Consider the following 16,936-nt stretch of genomic DNA (forward strand, 5'->3'; position numbering starts at 1 on the left):
TCATGTATTTCAGAAAATCATCATTATACATCATTGTTGCGGCCTTATTTTTAACCTCATGTTCGGGAAAGAAAGAGGAAACCACAGTCTATGAAAATAAAAAACTGGCATCAAAAAACCAGAATATCGTTCAGTTAAGTGATCAGCAGATCAAAATTACAGGGCTTACCTTGACAGGTATTCAAAACAGGATCATGGAAAAAACGGTACGGCTGAACGGAAAAGCAGACATAGCTCCGTCTCATATCAGTTCTCTTTCCAGTATTATGGGAGGACATATAAAATCGATCAATGTTATTAACGGGAGTCATTTCAGAAAAGGACAGGTACTGGCTGTAGTAGAAGATCCTCAGTTCATACAGCTTCAGCAGGATTATCTCGTTACAAAGGCCCAGCTTGAATCAGCAAGATTGAACTTCAACAGGCAAAAAGACCTCAACACCAGCAAAGCCAGTAGTGACAAAACATTACAGACCGCCCAGGCGGATTATTCCACACTGAACGCTACATTGAAGGGACTGGAAGAAAAACTCAGGATCATAGGCATCAATGCGAAAGGACTAAATTCCGGAAATATTAAAAGCAGAATAAGCATTCATGCCCCTTTTAGCGGTTTTGTAAGTAAAATATGGGTTAATAATGGTCAGTATATCAATCCTTCCGATACCTTATTTGAACTGATTGACCCTGCTGGTCTGTTATTGGAATTAAAAGTATTTGAAAATGACGTAAATGATATAAAAACCGGGCAGGAGATCCTGGTGTATAATAATCAGAACCCGGACCAGAAATATCCTGCCAAAATTATAAGCCTTGTTCCCAATATCGAAAATGGAGGATCCTCGGTAGCTATAGCCAAATTGTCCGCATCCAGCACAGAGTTTGTGCGCGGAATGTACATCAATGCAGAAGTAAGCATTAGTGGTAGAAATACGACCGGCTTACCCGGCGAATCTATAGTATCATTTGAAAATAAGAACTATATCTTTGAAGACCTTGGAAATCACCGGTATAAAATGATCCCCGTAATCACAGGAATTTCAGATAATGGATTTACGGAAATTCTCAAATCTGAATCGTTAAAAAATAAAAGACTGGTACAAAAAGGAGCTTACAATCTCCTGATGATCCTTAAAAATAAAGCAGAATAATCATTTTAGCACAAAGCCGTTCAACCGTTTGAACGGCTTTTTATGATTCCGAAAATAAATATACCGATTGGTATATTTATTTTATATCTTTGCCATTTAAAAATGGAACTACTGAATTAAAGACGGTTTATTCCTTTTGTTTGAATCATAAAATTTTTTAATTCAAAATATACCGATCGGTATATTAAATAGTAAAATGCTATGAAAAGAATCATTCTTATTATCACGGTAATCTCCGCAGCCATTATGGAGCTTATAGACACTTCCATAGTAAATGTTGCCCTCAATTATATGAGCGGAAACCTGGGGGCAACATTAGAAGACATTTCCTGGGTGGTTACAGCTTATGGAATTGCCAACGTTATTATTATTCCGATGACCAGCTTTCTGGTCAATAACCTTGGCCGGCGGAATTATTACATCGGCTCTATTATCCTGTTTACCTTTTGTTCTTTTATGTGCGGCAACTCCACAAACCTCTGGGAACTCGTCATGTTCCGGTTTCTGCAGGGAATTGGAGGTGGAGCATTATTATCTGTATCTGCCATGGTTGTATACGAGTGTTTTCCAAAAGAAAAACAGAATATTGCCAGCGCTTTATTTGGGATCGGGGTTTTTATAGGACCCACGATCGGGCCTACACTCGGTGGATTTATTACGGATAACTTTTCATGGCGATGGATCTTTTACATCAACATTCCTTTAGGAATACTGGCCGCTATTCTATGTTTAAAATTATTACCCGAATCTCCGACCCGGCAAAAGGTTAAAAAGATCGACTGGCCAGGAATTATTCTCTTAATTATTGGTATCGGCTCTTTACAAACGGTTTTGGAGCGTGGGGAAACGGAAGACTGGTTTGCTGCCCGTTATATTATTTTCCTCACTGTAGCAGCTGTCCTTTCACTCGTTCTTTTCGTTCACAGGGAGCTCACTATACCACATCCCGTGGTAAAGCTATCGGTTCTTAAGCACCCTTCACTCAGTATCTCTGCCATACTTACCTTTATAACCGGGATTGGCATGTTTACTTCCATTTACCTCACTCCTGTACTGGCACAACGCTTTTTAGGATTCAACCCGGCTCAGGCTGGTCTTTTACTGCTTCCGGGTTCCATTATTGCCGTATTTGCGCTGATCATTACCGGGAAAGTTTTGCAAAAAGGAGTTCCTCCTGCATTGGTAGTATTTCTTGGTTTTTGTTGTTTTATTTATTTTAACTGGTCTATGGCACAGGTAAACCTGGATGTTTCTTTTGCTACAATTTCCATTAATCTTATATTCAGAGCACTGGGAATGGCTTTACTTACCGTTCCGCTTGCATCACTTGCCGTTTCTTCTTTAAAAGCTGAAGATATGCCCCAGGGAACCGCTATTAACAACATGATGCGCCAGTTGGGTGGTTCATTTGGAATATCCATTATCAATACATATATCGCAAGAAGGGTTGCCCTTCACCGTACCGACCTTATCTCCAACCTTACTCCGGATAACCGTTCGGTAATGGATCGTCTTCAAACCTATACTTCACTTTTTCAGAGCAAGGGATTCGGTCTTCCTGAAGCACAGCAAAAAGCAATAGGTCTGGTGGAAAAAATTGTGGTGAAACAATCATTTTTTTTAAGCTATATCGATGCCTATATGGTTATTGGTCTGGCATTTATATTTGTCTTACCTTTATTATTATTTTTCCTGAAGAGGAATAAAAATAAAAAAATAGTAATCGTATCAGCAGACCATTAAAACAGAATCATATAAAATATAATAAAATCAATATCATGAAAGAAGTATTCATTGTATCAGCAAAACGTACTCCCGTCGGAGGATTACTTGGGAATCTGTCCACTTTTACAGCCACACAGCTGGGCGCTCTGGCCATTCGGGAAGCTTATAAAAACATTTCTCTGGAACCGGAATTACTGGACAGTGTTTATATGGGAAATGTACTGAGTGCAGGAGTAGGACAGGCTCCGGCAAGACAAGCTGCTATTTTTGCTGATATCCCGTATGATAAAGATGCCACGACCATCAATAAGGTATGTGCTTCAGGAATGAAGGCAACTTCATTGGGAGCACAGCAAATCCAGACAGGCCTTGAACATCTCATCGTAACAGGCGGAATGGAAAGTATGAGCAATACACCACATTATGCCTTCATAAGAAACGGAAAAAAATTAGGAGACCTTACCCTTACTGATGGGATGACTAAAGACGGTTTATGGGACGTTTATCATAATTTCCATATGGGAAGTGCGGCAGAGCTGGGAATTAAAAAATATGGACATACCCGGCAGGAACTGGATGATTATGCATTGTCTTCTTATCAGAAATCACAAAACGCAACTGCACAGGGGAAATTTAAAAATGAAATTGTTCCTGTAGAATTCACCAAAGGAAAAGAAACCATTACCATCGATAAAGATGAAGATATTTTTAAGCTTATTCCTGAAAAAATGGCTCAGCTGAAGCCTGTTTTTGAACGGGACGGATTGCTTACCGCGGCCAACTCCAGTAATCTGAATGACGGTGCCGCAGCTTTGATTCTCGCTTCGGCAGAAGCTGTAGAAAAATATCAGCTGAAACCGCTTGCCAAAATTATCGGTTACGCAGATGCCGCCCAGGCACCGGAATGGTTCACAACATCTCCGGCTCTTGCTATTCCAAAAGCTCTTTTAAGTGCCAACCTTGACCTTTCAGCAGTAGATTATTTTGAGATCAATGAAGCTTATGCCTCAGTTGTACTTTCCAATCAGAAGATCTTAGGTTTTGATCCTGAAAAAGTGAATGTATATGGCGGCGCAGTAGCCATCGGACATCCTATAGGAGCTTCCGGGGCCAGAATTCTTGTGACGCTTGTCAATGTCCTTCAACAGGAAAAGGGAAAATATGGTGTAGCTGCCATTTGTAATGGCGGCGGCGGAGCTTCCGCTATGGTTATCGAAAATATGAATATATAACTAAAGTATTTTTAATTTCCATTAAAAAATGTCTGGCCAGATGAATGACCGGACATTTTTTTATGAATACAATATTCCAGGCTTACGAAGGCAGGCCTTTTAAAAACTCCCTGATGTCATTACTTATTTCTTCTGTATGGGTTTCCAGTGCGAAATGTCCGGTTTCATAAAATTTTACAATAGCATCAGGAATATCTTTTTTGTAAGCTTCCGCTCCCGGAGGCAAAAAGAAAGGATCATATTTTCCCCATGCAGCCAGGAACCGGGGCTGGTATTTTCTGAAATATGCCTGAAATTCAGGATATAGTGCCACATTAGTCCGGTAATCCAGCATCAGGTCAATCTGAATATCATTCATTCCCGGGCGGTCCAGAAAATGCTGATCCAGAGCATAAGATTCAGGGGCGATAAGCGAAAGATCCTTAACACCTTCCTGGTACTGGAATTTGGTCATCTTTTCAGAAGTAAAATCACTTAAGAGCTTACGGTTTTCCGGAGTAGGATCTTCCCAGTATTTTCTTATCGAACTCCAGCTGTCACTAAGACCTTCTTCATATGCATTCCCATTCTGAGAAATAATTCCCGTTATTTTTTCGGGATTGGCTAAAGCTAACCTAAGACCGGTAGGAGCACCATAATCAAAAATATAAAGGGCAAATCTTTTTAATTCCAATCTATCAATAAATCCCTGCATTATCCTGGCAAGATTATCAAACGTATAGCTGAAGTGGTCAGAATCCGGAGCATCACTAAACCCGAAACCCGGTAGATCCGGTGCAATGATATGATATTGATCATTCAGCTTAGGAATCAGGTTGCGGAACATGTGTGAAGACGTAGGAAATCCATGAAGAAGCAAAAGAACAGGAGCATCTTCAGGCCCGGATTCACGGTAAAAAATATTCAGACCATCAACGTCTGTATTGTTGTAATAAATGGTTGGGTTCATAATTGTTTTTATTTTTTTGTTATTTCAAAATTACGCCATACATTTGATTACATAAAACGATTAATTATGATATGAATAATCATAAAAAATGATACATGAATTTAAATGATTTAAAAATATTTGAAGCAGTAGCTGCTTCCGGCAGTTTTACAAAAGCTGCGGAAGTTATGTGTACCGTACAATCCAATGTTACCGCAAGGATAAAAACGCTCGAAGAAGAACTGGAAGCTCAGCTTTTTACGCGTACTTCCAGAAAAGTTTCTTTAACCACGGCCGGACATGCATTTATTCAATATGCCCGTAAGATTTCACACACAATAGAAGAAGCCAAAAAGGAAATTAAAAATTCTGATCAGATAGGAGGGAACCTGTGCATAGGATGTATAGAGACAACACTGGTATTTAAAGCCCCCGAAATCCTTTCGGGTTTTATGAATGCTTATCCTCATGTCCAGCTGGAATTTAAATCGGACACCCGCTCAAAGCTTATTGATGATGTTCTGAATTATAAGCTGGATGCGGCGTTTGTTTCTGCACCTATTCATTCCGCACAACTCGAGCAGATCCACATCAAGCAGGATGAGCTGGTTATTGTGACTTCTCTGGATGAAAGATCAGTCAATCAAATTCTCAAAAAGGACAATCTGAATATTGTTGTTTTTGACCAGGGTTGCGTTTACAGGGCAAGGCTTGAAACTTTGCTCAATGCAAGGGGAGTGATACAATACAAGAGCATGGTCATGAATTCTATTGAAGGGATCATTAATTTCGTTGAAGCAGGCCTGGGAATTACCTTGCTTCCGCTTGAGCTGATTGAAAAGTATTACGGTGGCAGGAAATTGAAAACCTTTAAGCTCAGTAAGGAGATCAATACCATATCCACTTCTCTCATCTACCTGAAAAGCATTCCCAAATCCCAAGCTTTGGAATCTTTTATCGGGATGTATGCAACAGGTAATAAAAAAGCAATCTCTTTTTGAGATTGCCTTTTGTAATTATTTACAGTTCCGGAGCTAATGGCCAGTCTACGGGAATTTTTGTAGCTGCAAACAAGTAATTGGTTATTGTTTTATCACCGATCGCAATAATCACATCTACCAAATGGCCTTCGGTATATCCTTCATTGAAAAACTGATTTTTTGTCTCCTCAGAAATCTCACCCTTATTGCTTACTGCCTCATAAACCAGTTGCCCTAAGGAATTGAGTTTTGAATCAAAAGATATTTTTGCTTTTCTGATTTCAAGGATCTGATCATCATCAAATCCGTTCAGCTTTGCAATAGCAGTGTGAGCACTTAAACAATACAGGCAATTGTTATACTGGCTGACAATAAGGTTCACTACTTCTTTTTCTTTTGCTTTTAAGGATGACTTGGCATTTTGCAAGGCAAGATAAGTGGCAAGCCCATTTTCCGAATGTGCAAAAGTTGCATACAGATTAGGAACAAAGCCAACCCCTTTTTCTAATTGGTTAAAAATATTTTGATTTGCTTCTGAAAGCTGCTCTTTTTGAGGAATCTGAAAATTTTTCATTTGTAATTGTTGTTTAAAATTAATACGACAAAGTTCAGTGATCCCTGACCTCAAAAAAATAGAACAATTTCCCGAAGATGTATGCTTTTTTCCCTTTCCAAATGATACATTTGTTCAAATAAGACTTTTATTAAAAATTAGTGAGATAAAAGATGATCTATAATTTCTATAATAAACAGACGGAAGCAGCTTGCCGGCTTCTTGTCCATGAAGAAAAATTTGACAGGGTTTTCTACGGAAAAGACCGTAAAGACAAATTTCTGACATTGGCATGGAACCAGGGTCCGGACATTTTTATTACAATAGATAAAATATCCTATCTATTCAAATCAGGCAGCATACTTTGCTTAATGGTCAATCAGTCATTTGATTTTCCCGACAATTCACAAATCATCGTATGGCAGTTTAATAAAGATTTCTACTGCATTGAAAGTCATGATTCCGAAGTAGGGTGTGTAGGATTTCTTTTTTATGGTTTGTCTCAAAGTATGTTTGTTTCCGTGGAGGATCAGGTCCGTGATAAACTCACATTGCTACTGCGTATTTTTATTGAAGAATTCCAGGATGTAGATGATATCCAGGAGGACATGCTCCGGATGCTGTTGAAGCGCCTGATCATCCTGATTACACGGTCGGCAAAAAAACAATTTGTTGCAGATCAATTTCCTGAACAAAAACTGGATATTATCCGGCAATTCAGTTTACTGGTTGAAAAGAATTATAAGTCGGAACATTCCGTAAAGTTTTATGCAGATCAGCTTCATAAGTCTCCCAAAACCCTGTCCAATCTTTTTAATCTCTATAATAACGGAACTCCCTCTGAAATCATTCAGCAAAGGATTATACTGGAAGCTAAAAGATTACTGCTTTTTACCAACAGCTCAGCCAAAGAAATTGCTTATGAATTAGGATATGAAGATGTTGCTTATTTCAGTAGCTTTTTCAAAAGGGTAACGGGACTTTCACCTCTGGCGTTCAAAAAGCAATCAGCAGGAATTTCCACTCCATAAAAAAGCCTCCCGAGGGAGGCCTTAAAAAACACAAATGATGAAAAAAAATTATTTCGAAGTGCAAATATAATAAAATATATTATGTAATACATTATAATTTTATTAATATTTTAATTCAATTTTAAATAACATATTAATATTATGCATACATACTATTAATATATTTTCAAATATAGGTATAATTCTTTCAGAGGAGTTTTTTCTATTTAAACATACAGCAAGTATTTCAGATCCATAAAAAAACCTCCGGGAAAAATCCCGGAGGTTTGAAACTTTTTATTGACTAAAATTTGAATACACAGCCGCAAACGCTCATTTTACCTTCAACGACTGTTGTCCATTGTCCGTTCCAGGTACCACCGTAAGAGGCACAAATGGAAGGGCATATTTCTTTTGCATCTTCATTGCTCCAGATAGGACCTGCCAGAACATCCAATGTATATTCTGTGCTTCCTGTAGGAACCGTATCGTACTCAACTTCAATTACACTCATTTCCCCCTCAACAATGGTAGACCATTGTCCGGTAAATTTTCCTAAATGTGCCGCAGCAATACGACCTCCTAATTTCTGAGCCTGATCGTTGCTCCAAAGCGGACCTGCAACGATGTTGATTTTGAATTTTGACATGGTGTTTGTTTTTTATGTTTTAACATACCAAAGGTGCAACTATAATAAAACAAACACTAGAGTAGAAAACACCATTTTTTTTGGTCAGTATTTATACCTACTGCTTTAAAAAAAAATGAGTTAACCCCCATCAATAAAGGGCTAATAGGTTTAAATTATTTCTCCGAAATTAGATATATCAGATTGATCAATGGAAAATAACAGAAAAAACAAAAGAAGTTAATTTTTTTAAGAGAAAAGGACATAAAAAAAGACGAAGCTATAATTATTACTTATAGCCTCATCAATTTTTTCAATCATTTGGTTTTGTTGGTACAAATTTAGAGCAATTCGTACGACAGGTACAGATACAGTTGCTGTTTTTTATTAGGGCACAGATTACCATTTACTGGCAATTTCCCCAAGCGTCTTAAGATCGGAGTTAACTTTATCTGTCCATTCCATCGCAAAATTAAGCCTCATACAGTTGTTATACTGATTGTATTGGGTAAACATTCTTCCCGGAGCAAAAGTAATATTCCGCCTGATGGCCATATCAAACAGTTTGACAGTATCAATTTTTTTATCAAGTTCCAGCCATACCATAAATCCACCTTCCGGCTGGGAAACTTTAGTATTATCAGGAAAATAATCCTCAATGCCCTGCTGAAGCTTCAGACAATTATTTTGTACTATTTTCCGGAATGTACGAAGATGATGATCATACCTTCCGTTTTCTAAAAAATGGGATATGGCTTCCTGATACAAAGCAGGGGTAGAAAGCGTTTGTATCAGCTTCTGCTGGATAATTTTATCCTTATACTTGCCCGGGATAATCCATCCGAGCCTGTAACCCGGTGCCAGTGTTTTGGATATGGAATTCACCAACATCACAATACCGGCTTCATCAAATGCTTTACAGGGTTTCGGCCTCTCGGCTCCATAATACACATTCCTGAAAATATCATTTTCAACTAATGGAATATCCCATTCCGTAAGCATTTTTACAAGCTCCTTTTTATGATCGTCAGGCATGAGTGTACCTAAAGGATTATTGAAGTTAACCACAAAACAGCATGCACTTATGACAGGCAAAACCTTTTTCAATGCTTCGAGATCTAAACCTGTAGAAGGGTCTGAAGGGATTTCTACAGCTTCAAGTCCCATGGCATTTATCATTTTAAGAATACCAAAGTAAGCGGGACTTTCTACAGCAACCTTATCTCCGGGTTTGGTAACCGCCATCAGGCAGGTAAACATTCCGTTCATCGCTCCGGACGTTGCTATCACATCATCTTCTGTAACTTTACCCTCCAGCATAAATGCCCATCTGGCAACCGTTCTTCTAAAATTGAGATTTCCCTGAACAGATTCATAGGTTGCCCCGCCATTTGCCAGGCTTCGCATAACTGTAGTCACGCTCTTATTAAGCTGGGCGATGGGCAGCAGGCTTTTTTCCGGCAGCCCGAGGGAAAAATGGGTAATGTCCGTATTTTCCGAAGAAGCAAATGTCTTAAGGAAAAGATGTTCCGGGTACTGCTCTTTTTGCAGGGATTCCAGGATAATAACAGAAGGAAGAGAAAATTTCCTTTGTGAAGCTTTACTTACATAGTAGCCGGATTTAGGTCGTGGTTCTATCAACGATTTACTTTCTAATTCCAGAAATGCCTGCCGAACGGTATTGATGCTTACATTATATACTTTCTGTAAGGTCCGTATAGAAGGCAATTTATCACCAAGCCTTAACGTTCCACTGAGAATCTGCTGCTCAATGATCCCGGCAATTTTCAGATAAAGGATTTCTTTTTTCATTCAATCGGTATTATTTCTGTGTATTTCAAAATTAAGAAATTAAATCCCCGTTTAATAATTTATCATGCAGATAAAGAGTCACAAGCACTGTACTAATTAATAAAAAAATGATTTCTATCAGAAATACCGCTTAATACGATATATTTCATACAAAAGTGAATGATCTGTAAAATATTGTTCTATAACTTTTTAAAATTGTATTATAAAAAATCTTAATTTTAAGTAATTTTAGATTTTTTTAATATTTTTTAACAAAATTTATATTTCTATTTTTGCAACCAAATCTTATAAATTATGAAAAAAATTTTATTAACCCTTTCTCTTTCTTTGGGAATTTTTGCTGCAGCACAAGAAGCAAAAACAGAGGCTCCGGCTGTTGATACGACAAAAGCATGGAGCATTCAAGGTCAAAATACATTAATGCTGAACCAGGCGGCATTCTCGAACTGGGTAGGTGGTGGAGCAAACAACGTGGGGTGGCTTGCCGGTGTGAATTATAACCTTACCTATGAAAAAGGGAAAGACCTTTGGGAAAATATTATTATCCTTGGATACGGACAAAACAATACCCAGGGCGTAGGAACAAGAAAGACCCAGGATGTAATTAATCTTTCAAGTAACTATGGGAGGGAGATCGCTAAAAATTGGTACGCATCCGGTGGTGTAAGTTTACAAACTCAATTTGCTCCGGGCTATGAGGATGGAAATAATCCTGATGCGAAAAAGATATCCAACTTTATGGCTCCTGGATACCTCAATGTAGGGGCAGGTTTTACATATAGACCAAATGATAACTTCACCATGACATTACGTCCGGCAAATGCAAGAGTAACTTTTGTACTGGATAAAGACCTCCAGTATGCAGGAACTTACGGCTTAAAGAATGATGGAGATTCTTCACTATTTCAGTTCGGTTTCCTTGGAACAGCCATTTATAAAATAAAGATCATGGAAAACATTAACCTTACGAATACAGGGTCTGTCTTTTCCAATTATTTAGATCATCCTGAAAGACTGGTCCTGTCTTACAGCGGAATTTTAAATATGAAGATCAACAAATTTATTTCAACCAACATAACGCTGGATCTTTTATATGATCACAACCAGATCAGAAGAACACAGCTGAAACAGACTTTGGGAGTTGGTTTTGCCTATAATATTGATAACGGGAAAAAACGTTCTGATAAAAAAGACAATCAATCCTGGATGAAGAAGTAGCACTATTCATCGAAAAAATAAAAAAGACTAACCGAAGAATGGTTAGTCTTTTTTATTTAGTATGGAGAAAAATGAAAATTATTGATGTCCGCTTTTTCTGCCCATTAAAGTCAGCATAGCCAGAAGCCCACTGATCGCGCCAAAAAAATAAATAGACTGATATCCCAGCCAGCCTGCAATAATCCCCGCTATCGGACCAGCCAAGCCTAGTGAAAGGTCGAAAAAAGCTGAATAAGCTCCCAGTGCTGTTCCTCTCATTTGCGGAGTTACCTTTTTAATGGCAAGTACTCCCAAAGATGGAAATACCAGGGAAAAACCAATTCCCGTAAGTGCACAGCCTACGATTGCCATCCATCCCGAATGAGAAAAACCTATCAATAGCTGCCCTATGATCTCAATAGCAAAAGACCCTAAGGCTACTTTATAACCACCGTACTTGTCGGGAAGGGAGGCAAATAATATTCTGGTAAGAATGTAAAATCCACCAAAACAAACAAAAGCAAGAGAAGCATGCTCCCAGTTTTTCTCAGCGAAAAGCAAAGCGATAAAGGAAGCTATGCATGCAAATCCTATGGAAGAGAAAGCCAGTGCCAATCCCTGATCGGAGACTTTTGCAATCACTTTATAAAAAGGAGTTCTTATATGAGTAGGATCCGCTTCAAGGGTTGGCAGCCGGGTTGTTGATAACCAGCTCACTACAGAAAGGACCAGAATTAATGTAAAAGGAACAACACTACCGAATTGGCTTCCCATCCATATACTTAACGGGGCTCCTAAAGCGATTCCTCCATACATTGAAATTCCGTTCCAGGTCATTACTTTGCCGGAATTGTGTGCTCCCACCAGTCCAATTCCCCAGGTTAGCGCTCCCGTTACCATCATACTTTCAGAAATACCATGAATAATTCTTGACAGAATCAGCAATCCTAATGCTAAAATTGGGAAATGTACAGAGGAACTTCCTGCAATATAAAGGATCCCGGCTGCAAAAACCATAAATATCCCTCTGTGATTACTGATTTTAGCCCCAAGTGTATCGGTTATTTTACCGGCATAAGCCCTTGTTAATAAAGTAGCTAAAAACTGAAGCCCCATCACACCCCCCACGATAAAGGAGTCGAATTTCAGTTCATTTTTAATCAGAGCCGGTAAGGCACCCAGTGTAATTCCAATTGTAAGGTATACCGCAAATACGGAAATTACAATCGGAGCGAGAACTTTTTTTAAAGGTATGTTGCTGTGATGATGAGTATCTCCAATCTTAGGAGTTACCATAGTTGTACTTTTGATTGCCATATTGCATCGTTTTTTTAGTTATTTTTCGAGTACAAAAGTAGATCGGCAACATACAATTAGCGATAGCTATTCAATGGCTATAATTGGACAAATAATGGTTTTCTTTTCCGGAATTCAGATGCTGTATAACCGGTATTCTTTTTAAAAAAGCGCGAAAAATAAGTATAATCATCATATCCAAGGTCAAAAGCAATTTCCTTAATATCCATGTCAGTATAGTACAAAAGACGCTGAGACTCCAGGATAATTTCCTGCTGTATCCAATGACTGGCTGCAAAACCTGTGATTTCTTTTACCACCTCATTCAGATACAGAGGGGTGATATGAAGTTTCACTGCGTATTCCTTTACCTGTTTCAATTCCCTGTAATGCGATTGAATCATTTGTTTAAAAAGCAATACTGTCTTATATTTCTGTCCGCCAATGACTTTTTCAGAATGCTTGTTTCTGACCAACGCTCTTACCATAAGACCTGCCAGGCTATCCGTAAATGAATTGATAAGATTATTTTGAAAAGAAACTTCATTATGAGCCAATACAGCATCAAAAACCGGAATAAACGAAAACAGACTGTCATTCTTTTCAACTTCTGCAGCCTGGTTAGAATTGAGGTAAGTAGTGAAAATCTCAAGATAAGTTTTAGGAATCAGTGCCGTTTCTATAAACACCAACCAGCCTTTAGAATGCTCATTTTTTATATACCGGTGAACCTGTCCGGGCGCAACATATAACACTGCAGCTCCATGAAGTTCAACCTTACGGAAATCCAGTTCTAATGAAGAATATCCTTCCTGCTGAATAACAAACATAAAATGTTCATCGCGGTGAGCTGCCTGTACAGATTCTTCAAGTTCACCCATAGGACAAATTTCTATACCGGTACTGTTGAGTTCGTTTGTATGGAGTAAAATGTTCGATTTTGCCATCACTGAAACATTGGGCTGTTAGAGCGTGTAAATGTAATCATATTGCCTGATATTTTAATAAAAGCAACACTTTCTTTCATATGATATATATGGTAATATGAGGCATTCGTTTTAAACCATTTATTTTACATTTCATCTTAAATTTTTCCTGCTTGACTCAAAAAACAGATGCGCATTTAGAAAATCAATATTTATATTTACAGAATTAATGGTTCCAAAACCTACTTGCTCTATGATGAGAAAAACCCAAATAAGGAAAAAAAAATTATTATCTGCCACCAAAAAACGCCTGGTCATATGGGCTGTGGCAATCATTTCATTTTATTTATTTTCTTATCTTATGGATCCTTTTGATCCGGTATGGGAAGACTATGTTAAAGATCCGTTGGATTTTCTGATCAGTGATTTTCTGTGGGTGCTTCTTTTTTCAGTTATTATTTCGGAGGTAAGCATATTGATCGATAGCCAGCTTAATAAGTTGCTTCCATGGAGTAACCGGGGAATAAAACGCTTATGCATACAAGGCATTCTGCAAATTGCCGTAAGCATTCTTTTTGTGGCCATTATCATTAATATTTTTTCCAATACTCCCGACATAGCCAAAATGGATTATCGTAAAGAAATGACCTTGTTGGGGCAATGGGTAGCTACCAATATCATTATTTCCCTGCTCATCAGTGCCGTAAATACAGGAGATTATTTACTGGAAAACTGGAAAAAATCTGCCATAGAAGTAACCCAGCACAAGCTAAGGGCTTCTAAACACAAACAGGCTGCAATGGCTGCAGAGCTACAGGCTCTGAAACTACAGATAGACCCTCATTTTATTTTTAATAACCTAAGCGTTTTATCGGAACTTATTCTGGAAAACCAGCAATTAGGTTATGAGTACGCTGAAAATTTCTCTAAAGTTTACCGCTATCTTGTTATTAATTCAAAAAAAGATGTGATCTCTTTAGACGAAGAATTGAAATTTTTAGACTCTTACATTTTCCTGATAAAAAAAAGAATCGGTGACGGAGTCAATTTCGAGATCTCTATTAATCCGGAATTAAGGAATATGATGATCCCTCCTTTAACTCTGCAGTTTTTGGTAGAAAATGCCATCAAGCACAATCAAACACTCAGATCCAATCCTCTACAAATAAAAATTTATACATTAACCAGCAAAAATCTTGTTGTCTGCAACACTTTGATCCCTCTCATCAATAAAGCCGAATCTTCCAAAGTGGGTATTAAAAACATCATGAACCGGTTTGAATTGCTTGGAGATAAAAAGCCGTTGATCCTTCAAACAGAAAAAGATTTCCTTGCCAAAATACCATTATTATGAAGCTCAATAAGATCTTAATCGTAGAAGATGAAAAGCCTAATGCGGACCGCCTAAAAAGGTTATTGCTGAAATTGCGGCCCCATGCTGAAATTGTATCTGTAGAAGATTCCGTAGCATCAGCAGTACAATGGTTGGAAGAAAATCCGGCTCCTGATATCATCATGATGGATATCCAGCTGGCAGACGGCTTAAGTTTTGAAATTTTCAATCAGACAGAAATTAAATGTCCTGTGATCTTCACCACCGCTTATGATGAATATGCAGTAAAAGCATTTAAATACAACAGCATCGATTATCTTTTAAAACCTGTTGAGGAAGAGGAGCTTGAAACCGCATTAAAGAATTATGAAACCTTTATGGAAACCATTCCATATGTAGGAACTGCTATAGAGGGACTGCTGAACTACATCCAGCCCAAAGATTACAGGAAGCGTTTCCTTTTAGCCCACAGAGACGGTTATAAAACCCTGCTCTCGGAGGATATCCTCTATTTTTTTACTGAACTGGGCATCAGCAGGGCTGTTGTAAAAAACGGAAACACAGAAATTGTTCCCCAGACCTTAGAGGAACTGGAAAAACAGCTGGATCCTAAAATGTTTTTCAGAGCCAACAGGCAGTTTATCATCAACATAGATTCCGTACAGCATATTTCCAATTACTTTAACGGAAAGCTAAAACTCGACCTGGTCAGGCATCCGGATATTGAAGTCATTGTAAGCAGGGAAAAAGCTTCGGCACTGAAGTCCTGGATGGATTATTAGATCACCTATATGATTTCTACGATAGTGGAAATCTTTTTTTTATCATACAATTTAAAATTCTTTATCCCAAACATTTGTTCGGGGTAATACTCTTTATCATTTCAGTAATAGGAAAAATCTCGTTTTATACCCTTTTCTTTTCATTTCAGCTATTAAACGCTTCATCCCCGAATAATTACGTTTCACTGAAATTCTCCCTATCAATGCCCTTTTTTTGCGATTATTTTGTAGTCAACAAATAGTAAATCGTATATTATGAATTGTAAAAAAGGTTATTTCGTACTGCTATTGACAGCAGCTGTTTTTCTCCAGTCCTGCAACTCCGGAAAAAGCCAGGAAACAGGTGAGCAAATGTCTGCACTTCCTACCGATTTTATACAGCTGAAATCAGGAAATGCTGATATTTCTTCCGGATATCCGGGAAGTATCGAAGGACAGGATAATGTGGATATCAAAGCCCAGGTCACAGGCTATCTGGAAACGGTATACGTAAAAGAAGGGCAATATGTACAAAAAGGGCAGACGCTTTTCAGGATCAATCCTTCAGTCTATAATGAACAGGTAAATAATAGTGATGCTGCATTAAAAATAGCATTGGCCAACCAGGCGAGTGCCAGACTTGAAGTAGAAAAACTAAAACCATTGGTGGAAGGAAATGTGGTTTCCGATATGCAGCTGAAAACAGCTCAGGCAAGCTATGCAGCAGCAACAGCTCAGGTCGCACAGGCTAAATCTGCATTAGGCTCTTCAAAGATCAATGCCGGATTTGCGTATATAAAAGCTCCTGTATCGGGATATATTGGCAGGATCGTCAACAGAACCGGAAATCTGATTACCCCTTCTGATGCCACTCCGCTTACCACACTTTCCGATATCCATACAGTGAATGTTTATTTTGCAATGAACGAAGCCGATTTCCTTCGCTATACCAAAGCCAGAATGGCCTCCGAAGATCAAACCGGAAACGTTGAACTGATCCTTCCGGATGGTTCTACCTATCCATATAAAGGAAAGTTGGAAAATGCCAGTGGAAATTTTGACCGGATGACAGGAAGTATGCAGCTGAAAGCAATATTTCAAAATCCTGATCAACTTCTTCGTGCAGGAGGTACAGCGCGGGTAAAGATTCATCAGTATGTGGATGATGTCATTAAATTACCTAAAACAGCTGTAAAAGATATTCAGGACAGATTTTTTGTTTACAAACTGAATGCTCAGAACAAAGTTGTTATGACTCCAATTGAAATCTCAGGAGGAACCATCTCTGATTATTTCGTTTCATCAGGAGTGCAGCCGGGAGATAAAATAGCCATCAACAGGATTGATGTCCTTAACGAAGGAGCATCAGTACTCCCTAAAATCATCCCTTCAAAATAGATTCTA

Annotated in this window: 15 protein-coding genes; 9 read left to right on the forward strand and 6 right to left on the reverse strand. The window is 38.3% G+C overall.

Features of this window, described 5'->3' with window-relative positions; all coding sequences use genetic code 11:
- Positions 1-2: 2 nt before the first annotated feature.
- From ACNFU2_RS03775 to ACNFU2_RS03785, 3 genes are all read left to right on the forward strand, one after another.
- On the forward strand, positions 3-1,151 hold the full coding sequence (locus tag ACNFU2_RS03775; protein WP_418123781.1) for an efflux RND transporter periplasmic adaptor subunit: 1,149 nt from the start codon (positions 3-5) through the stop codon (positions 1,149-1,151).
- 201 nt (positions 1,152-1,352) lie between these two features.
- Positions 1,353-2,894, forward strand: coding sequence for an MDR family MFS transporter (locus tag ACNFU2_RS03780; RefSeq protein ID WP_273648028.1), 1,542 nt, complete (start codon positions 1,353-1,355; stop codon positions 2,892-2,894).
- A 35-nt stretch (positions 2,895-2,929) separates the two neighbouring features.
- Complete coding sequence (locus ACNFU2_RS03785; RefSeq protein ID WP_273648029.1) at positions 2,930-4,108, forward strand: acetyl-CoA C-acyltransferase; 1,179 nt, start codon at positions 2,930-2,932, stop codon at positions 4,106-4,108.
- An 82-nt stretch (positions 4,109-4,190) separates the two neighbouring features.
- Here ACNFU2_RS03785 and ACNFU2_RS03790 read toward each other — a convergent pair whose 3' ends face one another.
- Entirely contained in the window at positions 4,191-5,057 is an 867-nt protein-coding gene (locus ACNFU2_RS03790) for an alpha/beta fold hydrolase (RefSeq protein WP_273648030.1), read from the reverse strand.
- Between the two features lie 95 nt (positions 5,058-5,152).
- Between ACNFU2_RS03790 and ACNFU2_RS03795 the strand changes: the two genes are divergently transcribed.
- Positions 5,153-6,037 (forward strand): LysR family transcriptional regulator, encoded by an 885-nt coding sequence (locus ACNFU2_RS03795; protein WP_273648031.1) that lies wholly within the window; start codon positions 5,153-5,155, stop codon positions 6,035-6,037.
- A gap of 19 nt (positions 6,038-6,056) precedes the next feature.
- Here ACNFU2_RS03795 and ACNFU2_RS03800 read toward each other — a convergent pair whose 3' ends face one another.
- The gene (locus tag ACNFU2_RS03800) at positions 6,057-6,590 is read right to left on the reverse strand and encodes a carboxymuconolactone decarboxylase family protein (RefSeq protein ID WP_273648032.1); all 534 of its coding nucleotides are present in this window, start codon (positions 6,588-6,590) and stop codon (positions 6,057-6,059) included.
- A gap of 152 nt (positions 6,591-6,742) precedes the next feature.
- Between ACNFU2_RS03800 and ACNFU2_RS03805 the strand changes: the two genes are divergently transcribed.
- Positions 6,743-7,600, forward strand: a complete 858-nt coding sequence (locus ACNFU2_RS03805; RefSeq protein ID WP_172282705.1) for a helix-turn-helix domain-containing protein — start codon at positions 6,743-6,745, stop codon at positions 7,598-7,600.
- Between the two features lie 283 nt (positions 7,601-7,883).
- On the opposite strand, the gene ACNFU2_RS03810 is transcribed toward ACNFU2_RS03805, so the two are convergent.
- Both ACNFU2_RS03810 and ACNFU2_RS03815 read right to left on the reverse strand, forming a co-directional pair.
- Positions 7,884-8,228, reverse strand: a complete 345-nt coding sequence (locus ACNFU2_RS03810; RefSeq protein ID WP_172282703.1) for a mannan-binding lectin — start codon at positions 8,226-8,228, stop codon at positions 7,884-7,886.
- A gap of 378 nt (positions 8,229-8,606) precedes the next feature.
- Positions 8,607-10,019 carry a PLP-dependent aminotransferase family protein gene (locus tag ACNFU2_RS03815; RefSeq protein ID WP_418123785.1) on the reverse strand — a complete coding sequence of 471 codons (1,413 nt, stop codon included), beginning with the start codon at positions 10,017-10,019 and terminating at the stop codon, positions 8,607-8,609.
- A 294-nt stretch (positions 10,020-10,313) separates the two neighbouring features.
- Between ACNFU2_RS03815 and ACNFU2_RS03820 the strand changes: the two genes are divergently transcribed.
- Positions 10,314-11,237: a DUF3078 domain-containing protein gene (locus ACNFU2_RS03820; protein ID WP_172282699.1), complete on the forward strand. Its 924-nt coding sequence runs from the start codon at positions 10,314-10,316 to the stop codon at positions 11,235-11,237.
- Between the two features lie 78 nt (positions 11,238-11,315).
- Here ACNFU2_RS03820 and ACNFU2_RS03825 read toward each other — a convergent pair whose 3' ends face one another.
- Together ACNFU2_RS03825 and ACNFU2_RS03830 are read right to left on the reverse strand one after the other, a co-directional pair.
- Complete coding sequence (locus tag ACNFU2_RS03825; protein ID WP_418123788.1) at positions 11,316-12,533, reverse strand: MFS transporter; 1,218 nt, start codon at positions 12,531-12,533, stop codon at positions 11,316-11,318.
- A gap of 77 nt (positions 12,534-12,610) precedes the next feature.
- Complete coding sequence (locus ACNFU2_RS03830) at positions 12,611-13,459, reverse strand: helix-turn-helix domain-containing protein (protein WP_273648034.1); 849 nt, start codon at positions 13,457-13,459, stop codon at positions 12,611-12,613.
- A gap of 232 nt (positions 13,460-13,691) precedes the next feature.
- Here ACNFU2_RS03830 and ACNFU2_RS03835 point away from each other — a divergent pair, with 232 nt between their 5' ends.
- The 3 genes from ACNFU2_RS03835 (at position 13,692) to ACNFU2_RS03845 (ending at position 16,930) form a co-directional block, all read left to right on the forward strand.
- Positions 13,692-14,792 (forward strand): sensor histidine kinase, encoded by a 1,101-nt coding sequence (locus ACNFU2_RS03835; RefSeq protein ID WP_273648035.1) that lies wholly within the window; start codon positions 13,692-13,694, stop codon positions 14,790-14,792.
- Complete coding sequence (locus tag ACNFU2_RS03840; RefSeq protein ID WP_306612337.1) at positions 14,789-15,553, forward strand: LytR/AlgR family response regulator transcription factor; 765 nt, start codon at positions 14,789-14,791, stop codon at positions 15,551-15,553. Before ACNFU2_RS03835 ends, ACNFU2_RS03840 begins: the two co-directional genes overlap by 4 nt.
- A gap of 255 nt (positions 15,554-15,808) precedes the next feature.
- Entirely contained in the window at positions 15,809-16,930 is a 1,122-nt protein-coding gene (locus ACNFU2_RS03845; RefSeq protein WP_306612339.1) for an efflux RND transporter periplasmic adaptor subunit, read from the forward strand.
- Positions 16,931-16,936 lie beyond the last annotated feature (6 nt).

It is taken from the genome of Chryseobacterium sp. PTM-20240506 (assembly GCF_048296755.1).
In the GTDB taxonomy this organism is placed as follows: domain Bacteria; phylum Bacteroidota; class Bacteroidia; order Flavobacteriales; family Weeksellaceae; genus Chryseobacterium; species Chryseobacterium proteolyticum.